The organism is Promicromonospora sukumoe 327MFSha3.1 (assembly GCF_000385135.1).
In the GTDB taxonomy this organism is placed as follows: Bacteria; Actinomycetota; Actinomycetes; order Actinomycetales; family Cellulomonadaceae; genus Promicromonospora; species Promicromonospora sukumoe_B.
The window spans coordinates 1,103,351-1,114,954 of the sequence record NZ_ARQM01000010.1 but is presented as its reverse complement, the minus strand read 5'-3'; the positions used below and the strand labels follow the sequence as shown (position 1 = coordinate 1,114,954).

The window sequence follows — 11,604 nt, the reverse complement described above, 5'->3', positions numbered from 1 at the left end:
GACCTGACCTCCCATGACCGACGCCCGACCGAGCCGTTTCGACACGCTCGCCATCCACGCAGGACAGCACACCGACCCGACCACGGGCGACGCGATCCCCGCCATCCACGTCACCTCCACGTACGCGCAGGACGGCATCGGCGGCCTGCGCGGCGGCTACGAGTACTCGCGCGGCGGCAACCCGACGCGCACGGCCCTGGAGGAGCAGCTCGCGGCGATCGAGGGAGGCGCGCACGGCATCTCGTTCGCGTCCGGCCTGGCCGCCGAGGACGCCCTGCTGCGGGCCGTCGTCGCGCCGGGCGACCACGTGCTGGTGCCGAACGACGTCTACGGCGGCACGCACCGCCTGATCCGCACCGTGCACGGCAAGGCGGGTGTGGCGCACACGACCGTGGACACGGCCGACCTCGACGCCGTGCGCGCCGCGGTCCGGCCGGAGTCCAAGGTGCTGTGGGTCGAGACGCCGTCGAACCCGCTGATGAAGATCAGCGACATCCCCGCGCTGGCCGAGCTGGCGCACGAGAACGGCCTGCTCCTGGTGGTCGACAACACGTTCGCCTCCCCCGCGCTGCAGCGCCCGCTCGACCTGGGCGCCGACGTCGTGGTGCACTCCACGACCAAGTACCTCGGCGGGCACTCCGACGTCGTGGGTGGCGCCGTCGTCGTGAAGGCCGGGGCCGACGAGCTCGCGGAGCAGGTGCGCTACGTGCAGTTCGCCGCGGGCGCCGTCTCCAGCCCGTTCGACGCGTTCCTGACCACCCGTGGCATCAAGACGCTGTCGGTGCGCATGCAGCGCCACTCCGAGACGGCCCAGACCCTCGCGGAGCGCCTGGTGCACCACCCCGCCGTCGCGCGCGTGCTGTACCCCGGCCTGCCGGACCACCCGGGGCACAAGGTCGCGGCGCACCAGATGTCGCGGTTCGGCGGCATGATCTCGCTCGACCTCGCCGGCGGCGAGGCGGCGGCACGCACGTTCGCCGAGTCGACCGAGGTCTTCCTGCTCGCCGAGTCGCTCGGCGGCGTCGAGTCGCTGGTCAACTACCCGAGCGAGATGACCCACGCGTCGGTGCGGGGCACGGAGGCCGAGGTCTCGCCGTCGATCGTGCGCCTGTCGGTGGGCCTGGAGGACGTGACGGACCTGCTGGACGACGTGCTGCAGGCGCTGGACCGCGCCCACGCCGCCCACTGAGCCCGCCCGGCCGAACTAAGGTGGGGGCCGTGACCGAACATGCCCCCGTGAGCGCCGTGATGCACCGCGCCAAGGCGGACGCCCGCGCCTCCCACGTCACCGTGGGTCAGGTGCGGCACCTGCCCGGCGCCCGCGAGGAGATCGACTGCTCCTGCGGCATGACGCTCACGAACGGCCCCCACTGGTCGCTGGACGAGCACATCCGGCTGCACCGCGCCGAGGCGCGCTACCTCGCGCTCAGCGAGGTGGCGCCCGCGGGCATGCCGCGGCTCATCCCGGTGGGACCGGAGCGGCTGCCCCGCTGACGCTGCCCTCCTGCAGGAACGGCTCGAGCTCCGGCAGCAGCGCGGCCGGCTTCATCATCGGCGTTCCGTGATGGGCACCCGGGACGACCGCGTGCCGTGCGCCGAGCGCCCCCGCCAAGGCCTCGGACCCGCTCCGCATGAAGGGTTCGCCCTTGCCCCCGACCATGACCAGCACCGGGACCGACGTCGTGCCCCACCGCGCCGCGTCCAGCGGCGTGCCGTCCTGGAGCCCGACGCAGAGGCGCGCGTCGTAGACCGTGGTCGGCGCCATGGCGACCATCGCACGCCAGGCCGGCAGCATCAGCCGCATCGCGGCGACCATGACCGCGGGCGCCCCGAGTGCGACACGGTTGAACTCGGAGACCGCCCGCGCGGCCCGACCGGCCCGGACCAGCTCGGCGAGCCGGTCGCCGAGGTCACGCGGGACGGGCGGGCGACGGTCGTCCACGATGACCGGGGCCTCGTAGGCGGCGACCCGCGTGACGGCTCCCGGGAGCGCCGCCGCCGCGTCGAGCGCGAGCACGGCCCCGGACGACGCCCCGACCAGTGCGGCTGACCCACCGTGCGCGCTGATCAGCGCGTCCAGGTCGTCGATCTCCCGCTGGGGCGACCAGTCGCCGGCATCGGTGCTCGCTCCCCTGCCGCGCCGGTCGTAGTTGACCACGGTGCACGACGCCGCGAGCAGCCGGGCGAGCCCGCGGTTGTCCTTCCGGTCGGCCAGGGCCTGTGCCACGAGCACGACGACCGGACCGCTGCCCGCACGTTCATAGGCGATCGTGGTGCCGTCCGCCGAGGTGACCGTGCCCTCGAGACGGGCTCGTGCTGTGTCGTTGCTGGTCATCGCTTCTCCGTTGTCGTCTCGTCGCCCGGGCCGGCCGGACGTGCCTCTGCGGTGGTCGTGACCTCGGCCGCGAGCCGTTCCAGCGCGTCCGAGAATCCTTCGACCATGCCGATCGCCTCGGCCTGCTCCAGCCGGGCAGCGGCGGTGAACGTCACGGTGATCGTCACCGAGGTCCGGCCGCCCGACGTCGCCATGCGTACCGCCGTGGGCATCTCGCTGCCCTCGACCGGCAGGCCCGACGGGTCGGTGAAGGCGTCGTCGAACTCGAGCCGGTGGGGTGCGTCGACGACGCGGTAGGTCGCCTGTCCCCACTGCTCCTCACCGAGCCCGTGCTCCGCCTCCGGACGCAGGCGGTACCGCCAGGATCCGCCCGGTCGCAGGTCGAGCTCGAAGACGTCGACGAGCCACCCGTGTGGTCCCCACCAGCGCCGCAGGTGCTCCGGCCGGGTCCAGCAGGCCCACACCAGATCGGCGGACGCCTCGTACGAGCGCTCGACGACGAGCCGGTTGCCCTCGAGGTCCTTGGTGACGCGCACGGTCATTCCGACTCCTCGGTCCGGGACTGTAGCTCCGTCAGGTAGCCGTCGAGGCGGTCGGTGCGGGTCTCCCACACCTGCGCGAAGGAGTCGAGCCAGGCCGTCAACGAGCGGAAGGGCGCGGGGTGCAGGTGATAGATCCGCGACTGCGCCTGCCGCTCCGCCCGCACGAGTCCGGCGTCGGCGAGGACCCGGAGGTGCCGGGAGGTCTGCGGCTGCACCAGCTGCAGGCGATCCGCGATGTCTCCGACCGAACGGGGCCCGTCCCGTAGCAGCTCGACGATCCGCTTCCGGTTGGGTTCCGCGAGCGCGGTGAGCACCTCGAGCTCGAGCGCGGCGGTCATCGGTCCCGGTGCGGGTCAGTGGTCATGTCCATCCGCCGACCATACATATTCGTGTATATACACGCAAGTGCATATACGATTGCGCACGACACCCCGGCCCGGCACAGCCGGGCTCGACAGGATGCGGGCGGATGGCGAACGGGCACGTCGCCCGAAGGGCACGCTCGACCTGACCCGCCGGCGTCACTGCCGATCAGGGGCCTCGCCGACCGGGCGCCTCAGGCCCGGTCGCCCTCAGAGCTCGTCGGGGTCGTCCCAGGACACACCGCTCGACGCGCCCGAGATGGGGTCGAGCTCGCAGCCGGCGAGGTTGCGTGGCGCCTTGGAGACGTCGCCGCCCCCGAGCAGGCCGCGGCGAGTCGCGACGCGGCGGACGGCCGGCGGCGCGATGTGGGCGTAGGAGGCGTTGGACTCGTCGATGAGGTCGGTCGGGACCGAATCGGCAGAGTCACTGGTGGACTGGGGTTCCGCCGTGATCATGGCCTCATCTTCGCAGGGATCGGCTGATTCGCACATCCGCTTGGCACAGTATTTTGAATTCTGGCGAAAGCCTCCACGACCACGGCACGCCCACCACGACATCTCCCCCCGCGTTCCCCGCAGGGGTGCCATGATCGTCCGATGCAAACCTGGCCCGGCCGCCCGTACCCCCTCGGCGCGACCTTCGACGGCACGGGGACCAACTTCGCGCTCTACTCGTCCGTCGCCCAGCGGGTCGAGCTGTGCCTCCTGGCGGACGACGACTCCGAGACCCGTATCGAGGTCACCGAGACCGACGCGCACGTCTGGCACGTCTACCTGCCCGGCGTCGGCCCCGGGACGCGGTACGGGTACCGCGTGCACGGGCCCTACGACCCGGCGTCGGGCCACCGCTGCAACCCGGCCAAGCTGCTGCTGGACCCGTACGCCAAGGCCGTGGACGGCGACCTGGACGCCGACCCGTCGCTGTTCTCCTACCCGTTCTCGGACGTGGAGCAGGCCACGACGGGCACCACGCCCGACGACGCCGACTCCCTGGGCCACACGATGGTCTCCGTGGTGGTCAACCCGTTCTTCGACTGGGGGCACGACCGCCCGCCGGACACCCCGTACCACGAGACCGTGATCTACGAGGCGCACGTCAAGGGCCTGACCATGCGGCACCCCGACGTGCCGGAGGAGCTGCGCGGCACGTACGCGGGGCTGGCCCACCCGGCGATCATCGAGCACCTGACCGACCTCGGGGTCACGGCGATCGAGCTGATGCCCGTGCACCAGTTCGTCACCGACCCGTCGCTGGCCGCCAAGGGCCTGACCAACTACTGGGGCTACAACACGATCGGGTTCTTCGCCCCGCACAACGGGTACGCGGGCTACGGCAGCCGCGGCCAGCAGGTCATGGAGTTCAAGGCCATGGTCAAGGCGATGCACGAGGCCGGCATCGAGGTGCTGCTCGACGTCGTCTACAACCACACCGCCGAGGGCAACCACCTGGGCCCCACCCTGGGCTTCCGGGGCATCGACAACGCCGCGTACTACCGGCTGGTCGACGGCGACGAGGCGCACTACTTCGACACCACCGGCACCGGCAACTCGCTGCTCATGCGCTCCCCCGCGGTGCTGCAGCTCATCATGGACTCGCTGCGGTACTGGGTCGAGGAGATGCACGTCGACGGGTTCCGCTTCGACCTGGCGGCCACGCTGGCCCGGCAGTTCCACGAGGTCGACCGGCTGAGCGCCTTCTTCGACATCGTGCACCAGGACCCGGTGATCTCCCAGGTCAAGCTGATCGCCGAGCCGTGGGACCTGGGCGACGGCGGCTACCAGGTGGGCGGGTTCCCGCCGCTCTGGACGGAGTGGAACGGTCGCTATCGCGACACGGTGCGCGACTTCTGGCGCGGCGAGCCGGCCACGCTGCCGGAGTTCGCCTCCCGCCTGACCGGGTCCAGCGACCTGTACGAGCACAGCGGCCGCATGCCCAGCGCCTCCATCAACTTCGTCACGGCGCACGACGGCTTCACGCTCGCCGACCTCACCTCGTACAACGACAAGCACAACGAGGCCAACGGCGAGGACAACCAGGACGGCGAGAACCACAACCGCTCCTGGAACTGCGGCGTCGAGGGACCCACCGACGACGCCGGGGTGGCCGAGCTGCGCGCCCGCCAGCGCCGCAACCTGCTGGTCACCCTCATGCTGAGCCAGGGCGTGCCGATGATCGCGCACGGCGACGAGATCGGGCGCACCCAGCAGGGCAACAACAACGCCTACTGCCAGGACAACGAGCTCTCCTGGGTGGACTGGGGCGGCCCGGACGGGCTGGACGCCGAGCACGCCGCGCTCCTGGACTTCGCCCGGCAGGCGGTCCGCCTGCGCCGCGAGCACCCGATCCTGCACCGCCGGAGGTTCTTCGACGGGAAGGTCTCCCCGGGGGCCGCGGGCGGCCCGGCGGACATCGAGTGGCTGGACCTGACGGGCGCCCGGATGGACGACACGGACTGGAACCAGGCCTACGCCCGCACCGTGACCGTGTTCCTGAACGGCGACGCGATCACGGAGACCGGGCGGCGCGGCGAGGCCGTGGTCGACGACTCCTTCCTGCTGCTGCTCAACGCCCACTACGAGGACCTGGGGTTCACCCTGCCGCCCGCCGGCTACGGGGACTCCTGGACCGTGGTCCTGGACACGGACGGCAGCGCCGAGCCGGGAACGACGCTCCAGGCCGGCACGGGTCTGTCCGTGACTGCTCGCAGCGTGGTCGTACTGACTCGCCCATCCGGAACACCGGGCTAGGCTGTCGGCCGTGACCGGACCGAGGAGTGGAACCGGAGGCAGCACCCCACCGCCCCGACCTGGCCCTGACATGCCTGTTCCCGGGCCCAGACCGGTGGTGTGGGCACCGCGCGCCCGCATCATCGAGGTGCTCGTCCCGTACGACCCGTACGAGGAGCCCGAGCACATGCCGCTGCGCCTCGTGGGCGCGGGCGAGCCCGGGTACTGGGGCGCCGACAGCGTGCTCGGGCACGGCACCGACTACGGGTACTCCGTGGACGGCGGCCCGCTGCTGCCCGACCCGCGCAGCGTGTGGCTGCCGCAGGGCATCCACGGGCCCACCCGGGTGTTCGACCCCGCCTTCGAGTGGACCGACGGCTCCTGGTCGCCGCCCGACCTGTCCACGAGCGTGCTCATGCACCTGGACGTGGAGACGTTCACGCCCGACGGCACCCTGGACGCCGCCGCGGAGCTGCTGCCCACCATCGCCGGGCTCGGCGTCGACGGCGTCGAGCTCGCGCCCGTCGCGGCCTTCGACCCGGCGCGCGGCCCGGCCCGCGGCGTACGCCTCTACTCCGTGCACGAGCCGTACGGCGGCCCGCGCGCGCTGCAGCGGTTCGTCGACGCCGCGCACGCCGAGCGGCTCGCCGTCGTGCTGGACATCCCGTACCGCTGGGCCGTGGCCGACGAGCTCGGCCTGGAGGCCTACGGCCCGTACCTGACGGGCGGCGGCGGCCGGCCGCGCGTGCAGCGGACCGACTTCGGCGACGCGGGCGAGCACGCGCTGCAGGCCATGCGCCCGCGGACCGGCCAGGTGCCGCTGGACCGGCCGCGCACCGGCCCCATCCAGCTCCGCACCGGCCAGGTGCCCACGATCGGCACCCGGGCCGGCAAGGTGCCGTCCTCGCCGACGGTGCGCACCGACTACGTGGGCGACCGCATCAACCTCGACGGCAGCGGCAGCCGCGGGCCCCGGGACTTCCTCGTGGACGACGCGCGGCACTGGCTGCGCGAGTACCACGTGGACGGCCTCGTGCTCGACGTCGACGCGCTCGTGGACCGCTCCCCCACGCCGTTCCTCGGTGAGCTGGCCGACTACGTCGTCGGCCTGGGCGAGCAGCTCGACCGCCGGTTCAGCCTGCTCGTGGACGGCCCCGGCCGCAGCGACCGCCTCACCTCGATCCTGCTGCGCATCCTGTCCGGCCCCGGCAAGACCGAGGACATCCAGGCCCTGCAGATGCTCGCCGACCTGGTGCACCCCTCCGTGCGCCGCGCGACGCGGCAGAACGGCGGACGGCGCAACCGCGTGCGGGCCGGCGCCAGCGTGGTCGAGGACATCACCCGGCTGCCCGCCGCCCAGCTCACCGTGCCGTGGGCCGGCGAGGAGAGCCCCGCCACGGCCCTGCTGGGCGTGGACGACGTCGACATCCGGGCCAGCGTGCTCGCGACCGTCCTGCTCGCGGGCAACCCGCTGGTGCTGGACACCGTGCACGTTCCGGTGGTGCCACGCAGCGCCAACGAGCAGCGCCTGGTGCGCTGGGCGCACGACCTGATCGGCATCCGGCACGCCATCACCGACGAGCTCGACCTCCCCCTGGAGATCCGGTCCACCGCCGACCGGTCGGTCATCGCGGTGCTGCGCGGCAGCCTGGCGTTCGTGCTGAACACCGGCCACGGCCTGGCCGCCCTGCGGCTCGGCAGCCTGCTGCGGCCGGCCGAGGGCGCCAGCAAGGCCCCCTTGCCGGGGGCCTTCCGGCTGGCCGCGGCGTGGGAGCCCGGCGCGACCCGGCTGGTGGGTGACACGCTGACCGTGCCGCCGCGGATGACCGCCGTGCTGCGCGCGGAGGTCTGACCTGGGATTCTGAGGTTCGGTGACCGGCGTCGGCCGGTCGGGCTCGAGGAGGCGTCCGATGGCGAAGGATCCGGCACGGAGGACGGGCCGCTGGACGACCCCGGCCGACGAGGCGCTGCGCTGGGTGCGCGGCACCGACCTGACCGCCCTGGACCCGGCCGGCACGCCCGGCTGGGCGGGCACACGGGCCGACGGCGAGAAGCTGTTGGCCGACCGCGGCGACGAGCTGGCGGACCTGCAGGAGCGCCTCTTCGCGCACGGCCGCAGCGGCGGCGACCGGTCCGTGCTGCTCGTGCTCCAGGGCCTGGACACGTCGGGCAAGGGCGGCATCGTGCGGCACGTGGTGGGCATGGTGGACCCGCAGGGCGTGATGCACCGCGGGTTCGGCGTGCCGACGCAGGAGGAGCGCGAGCGCGGCTACCTGTGGCGCATCCGCAACGCCCTGCCGCGGCCGGGCTACGTCGGCGTCTTCGACCGGTCGCACCACGAGCAGGTGCTGGTGGTGCGGGTGGACAAGCTGGAGCCGGAGGCGACCTGGCGCCGGCACTACGACGAGCTGAACGCGTTCGAGGCCGAGGTGGCGGCGTCGGGCACCGAGATCGTCAAGGTGGCCCTCATGGTCTCGTCCGACGAGCAGAAGAAGCGCCTGGCCAAGCGCCTCGACCGGCCGGACAAGCACTGGAAGTACAACCCGAGCGACATCGACGTGCGGCTCAAGCTGCCGGAGTACCTGGCGGCCTACCAGGAGATGCTGGACCGCACGTCCACCGACGTCGCGCCCTGGTACGTGGTGCCCGCGGACCGCAAGTGGTACTCGCGCCTGGCCGTCACGGAGCTGCTGGCCGGTGCCCTGCGGTCGCTCGACCTGGGCTGGCCGCCCGCCGACTTCGACGTCGCGGCGGAGAAGGCCCGGCTCGCGGCGACGTGAGCCTCAGTTCGGGCTGGGGACGAGCCGGCGCCCTTCCTCGGCCAGCGCGCCCAGCCGGGACAGCGCCCGGTAGTACTTCTTGCGGTACCCGCCGGCGAGCATCTCCTCGGTGAACAGCCCGCGGGTGTCGCCGGAGCCGGCGAGCAGCACGGGCACGTCGCGGTCGTACAGCCGGTCCACGAGCACCACGAGGCGCAGCGCGACCGCCTGGGCGGTGACGGGGTGCACGCCGGTCAGGGCGACCACGGAGACGCCGTCCAGCAGCGCGCCGTAGCGGCTGGGGTGCACCGTGGCGAGGTGCTCCAGCAGGTCGTCGAAGGCGTCGAGCGTGGCGCCGGGGCGGGCCGCGGCGGCCGCGACCTCCGCGGCGCTCAGCGGCTCGGGGTCGGTGACGACGTCGCGGTGGCGGTAGTCCTCGCCGTCGACCCGCAGGGTCTCGAAGCGGTCGGACAGGGCCTTGATCTCGCGCTGGAAGTCCTGGGCGGCGAACCGGCCCTCGCCCAGGGCGCCGGGCAGCGTGTTCGACGTCGCGGCGAGCGCGACGCCGCGGTCGGCCAGCTCGCGCATGAGGCGGGACATCAGGGTCGTGTCGCCGGCGTCGTCGAGCTCGAACTCGTCGATGCAGACCAGCTTCTTCGCGGCCAGCGCCTCGACGGTCGGCAGGAACCCGAGGGCGCCGACCAGGTTGGTGTACTCGACGAACGTGCCGTACGCGGCAGCACCCGATCCGAGGGCCGGGCCGGCAGCTTCCCCCACGGCGTGCGCGAGCGACGTCAGCAGGTGCGTCTTGCCGACGCCGAAGCCGCCGTCGAGGTAGACGGCGGGGGCCGGCTGGCGGCGGGCGAACAGCCCCCGCTTCGGAGCGACGATCTGCTGGGCGATCTCCTGCAGCCGGGTCAGCGCGCGGCCCTGGCTGGGGTGCGCGGGGTTGGCGCGGTAGGTCGCGAAGCGCGCGGCGGCGAAGTGCCGCGGCGGGACGAGGTCGGTGACGAGCCGGTCGACGGGGACCTGCGGCCGGACGGCGCTGAGGGCGGCCTGGGTGGTGCGGGCGGCCTCGGTGGTCCGGGCGGTCTGGGTGTCGGCGGGGGCTGTCACGAAGCCAAAGATTACCGGCGCCCGGGGTCACCGGGCGTGCCACGAGAGCAACGTCACACGTGCGTGACGGCGGGCGCGGCGGCGTCGTCGAGCACCCCGCGCAGGGCCGTGACCACCTGGGCCGTCGTCCGGGTCTGGGCGGGGTCGGCGTTGCGGTCGTCGCCCGCGACGGCGTGGTCGATGACGAGCTCGTGGAATCGAACAGCACGGGACGGCTCCGCCTGTCCGGCCTCCAGGCGCAGCACCTGGACCAGCATCGCGAGCCCGGCCCCGGTGACGCAGATCGCGCCGGACCCGGCCATGGCCTCGCGGGACGCGGCGCCGTTGAGCACGACGTAGGGGTCGCCGGGCCCGAGCAGCGGGGCGAGCGCGCGGGCGACGTCGAGGTGCGCGGTGAGGTGGGAGGCCAGCGTGGCGGTCCACCGGTCGGGGTCCTCGTCGAGCAGGGCGGCGCCCTTGTGCCAGCCGCCGATCGACGCCACGACGGCGCCGGGCAGGGGAAGGCCGTCCCGCGCGCAGACGGCGCGGACGGCGTCGGGCAGGGTGTCGGCCCGCTCGTAGCCGACGGGCACGACGCCGTCGCCGGCGTCCGGCAGCGGGCGCCGCGCGGCGGCGAGCACGGTGTGTCCGCCGGCAGCCAGGCCGCGGGCGACCCGGCTGCCGACGTATCCGCTGGCCCCGACGACGAGGACGGGGCGGGGGCTGGTCATGCGGTTCAGACTAGGTCAGACCGTGACCGGCTGCGGCACTGCCCTGGGGTCGGGACCGAACCGGTTGGGCCCGGGCTCTCCGGGCAGGGCCAGCAGCACGATGATGACGATCCCGCCGACGAACGGGACGAGGCACAGCAGGTAGAACCAGCCGGACTTCCCGGTGTCGTGCAGGCGCCGGACGCCGGCCGCGAGCAGCGGGACGAACGCCCCGATCGCCACGATCGCGACCAGCGTCGAGCCGATCGACCCGAGCACCCCCGGCTCCTGCGTGACCGGGTCCATCATGATCAGGGCCGGGAGCAGGAGCGCCACGAAGATCACGACGTTCACGACCGCGAGCCCGAGGTAGAAGAGCCAGTACTCGGCGGCCCGGGCCCGGCCGGTGAACACGCCGTACTTGCGCAGGCAGGTCCGGACGGCCTCGGTGAGGGTCACCTGGGTCAGACCGCTGCGGCGGCGTCGACGGCCTTGGGGTCCGGGCCGAACTGGTTCGGGCCCGGCGTGCCGGCGGAGGCGCCCCACACGATGATCAGGATGAAGTTGACGACGGGGATCAGGAGCAGGAACGCCAGCGCGCCCGGCTTGTCGGTGTCGTGCAGGCGGCGCACGATGACGGCGAGCGTCGGCAGCAGCAGCGCGAGCCCGACCAGCGAGACCACGAGGTAGCCGGCGGTCAGGGAGCCCGGCATCGCGGGGATCGGCGCGGCGGGGTCGCCGGCCATGGCGTACTCCATGGTGGCGGTCGTGTAGGCCGTGAGGCCCGGCACGATGAGCGCGAAGTAGAGCACGCCCTCGACGATGGCCACGGCCAGGTAGTACCACCAGAACTCGGAGCGCCGGGCACGGCCGCTGAACGTGGCGTACTTCGACAGCACGGTCCGGATGGACTCGATGAACGACATCAGGAAAAAGCCTCTCTCACGGTTCTTACCGGAAATCTCCAGCAAGTGCGCACACAGTGTCCCGATCAGTCAATCGGTGCGCAAGGCTTAAATCCGGGCAGAAGTACCCATGGGTGAGAAAGTCTCCAGAACGTGTCAGACGCTCAGG

General features: G+C 72.9%; 13 protein-coding genes. 5 read left to right on the top strand and 8 right to left on the bottom strand.

The features are described from left to right. Window positions 1–13: 13 nt before the first annotated feature. Complete coding sequence (locus H291_RS0108645) at window positions 14–1,189, top strand: cystathionine gamma-synthase (protein WP_020014592.1); 1,176 nt, start codon at window positions 14–16, stop codon at window positions 1,187–1,189. 47 nt (window positions 1,190–1,236) lie between these two features. Continuing rightward, entirely contained in the window at window positions 1,237–1,494 is a 258-nt protein-coding gene (locus H291_RS0108640) for a hypothetical protein (protein WP_020014591.1), read from the top strand. Here the strand turns inward: H291_RS0108640 and H291_RS29230 are convergent. The 4 genes from H291_RS29230 to H291_RS0108620 all read right to left on the bottom strand — a co-directional run bounded on the left by H291_RS29230 (window position 1,460) and on the right by H291_RS0108620 (window position 3,695). Next, window positions 1,460–2,335: an alpha/beta fold hydrolase gene (locus tag H291_RS29230; RefSeq protein WP_020014590.1), complete on the bottom strand. Its 876-nt coding sequence runs from the start codon at window positions 2,333–2,335 to the stop codon at window positions 1,460–1,462. The genes H291_RS0108640 and H291_RS29230 overlap by 35 nt on opposite strands. Beyond that, complete coding sequence (locus H291_RS29225) at window positions 2,332–2,877, bottom strand: SRPBCC family protein (protein WP_020014589.1); 546 nt, start codon at window positions 2,875–2,877, stop codon at window positions 2,332–2,334. The genes H291_RS29230 and H291_RS29225 overlap by 4 nt, the downstream gene beginning before the upstream one ends. Next, complete coding sequence (locus H291_RS0108625; protein ID WP_020014588.1) at window positions 2,874–3,215, bottom strand: ArsR/SmtB family transcription factor; 342 nt, start codon at window positions 3,213–3,215, stop codon at window positions 2,874–2,876. The genes H291_RS29225 and H291_RS0108625 overlap by 4 nt, the downstream gene beginning before the upstream one ends. A 234-nt stretch (window positions 3,216–3,449) precedes the next feature. After that, entirely contained in the window at window positions 3,450–3,695 is a 246-nt protein-coding gene (locus H291_RS0108620) for a hypothetical protein (protein ID WP_020014587.1), read from the bottom strand. A gap of 141 nt (window positions 3,696–3,836) precedes the next feature. Here H291_RS0108620 and glgX point away from each other — a divergent pair, with 141 nt between their 5' ends. The 3 genes from glgX (at window position 3,837) to H291_RS0108605 (ending at window position 8,746) form a co-directional block, all read left to right on the top strand. Next, the gene (gene glgX, locus H291_RS0108615) at window positions 3,837–5,987 is read left to right on the top strand and encodes a glycogen debranching protein GlgX (protein WP_020014586.1); all 2,151 of its coding nucleotides are present in this window, start codon (window positions 3,837–3,839) and stop codon (window positions 5,985–5,987) included. A gap of 94 nt (window positions 5,988–6,081) precedes the next feature. Next, window positions 6,082–7,818 carry a hypothetical protein gene (locus H291_RS32390; RefSeq protein ID WP_020014585.1) on the top strand — a complete coding sequence of 579 codons (1,737 nt, stop codon included), beginning with the start codon at window positions 6,082–6,084 and terminating at the stop codon, window positions 7,816–7,818. Between the two features lie 58 nt (window positions 7,819–7,876). After that, window positions 7,877–8,746 (top strand): PPK2 family polyphosphate kinase, encoded by an 870-nt coding sequence (locus H291_RS0108605; RefSeq protein WP_020014584.1) that lies wholly within the window; start codon window positions 7,877–7,879, stop codon window positions 8,744–8,746. A gap of 3 nt (window positions 8,747–8,749) precedes the next feature. On the opposite strand, the gene zapE is transcribed toward H291_RS0108605, so the two are convergent. Genes zapE through H291_RS0108585 form a run of 4 tightly spaced genes read right to left on the bottom strand, consistent with a single transcriptional unit; the run spans window position 8,750 to window position 11,456 of the window. Then, window positions 8,750–9,841: a cell division protein ZapE gene (gene zapE / locus H291_RS0108600; RefSeq protein WP_020014583.1), complete on the bottom strand. Its 1,092-nt coding sequence runs from the start codon at window positions 9,839–9,841 to the stop codon at window positions 8,750–8,752. Window positions 9,842–9,894: 53 nt separating this feature from the next. Further along, the gene (locus tag H291_RS29215) at window positions 9,895–10,551 is read right to left on the bottom strand and encodes an NAD-dependent epimerase/dehydratase family protein (protein ID WP_020014582.1); all 657 of its coding nucleotides are present in this window, start codon (window positions 10,549–10,551) and stop codon (window positions 9,895–9,897) included. Window positions 10,552–10,566: 15 nt separating this feature from the next. Continuing rightward, window positions 10,567–10,989 carry a DUF805 domain-containing protein gene (locus H291_RS0108590; protein WP_020014581.1) on the bottom strand — a complete coding sequence of 141 codons (423 nt, stop codon included), beginning with the start codon at window positions 10,987–10,989 and terminating at the stop codon, window positions 10,567–10,569. 5 nt (window positions 10,990–10,994) lie between these two features. Further along, window positions 10,995–11,456, bottom strand: a complete 462-nt coding sequence (locus H291_RS0108585) for a DUF805 domain-containing protein (protein WP_020014580.1) — start codon at window positions 11,454–11,456, stop codon at window positions 10,995–10,997. Window positions 11,457–11,604 lie beyond the last annotated feature (148 nt).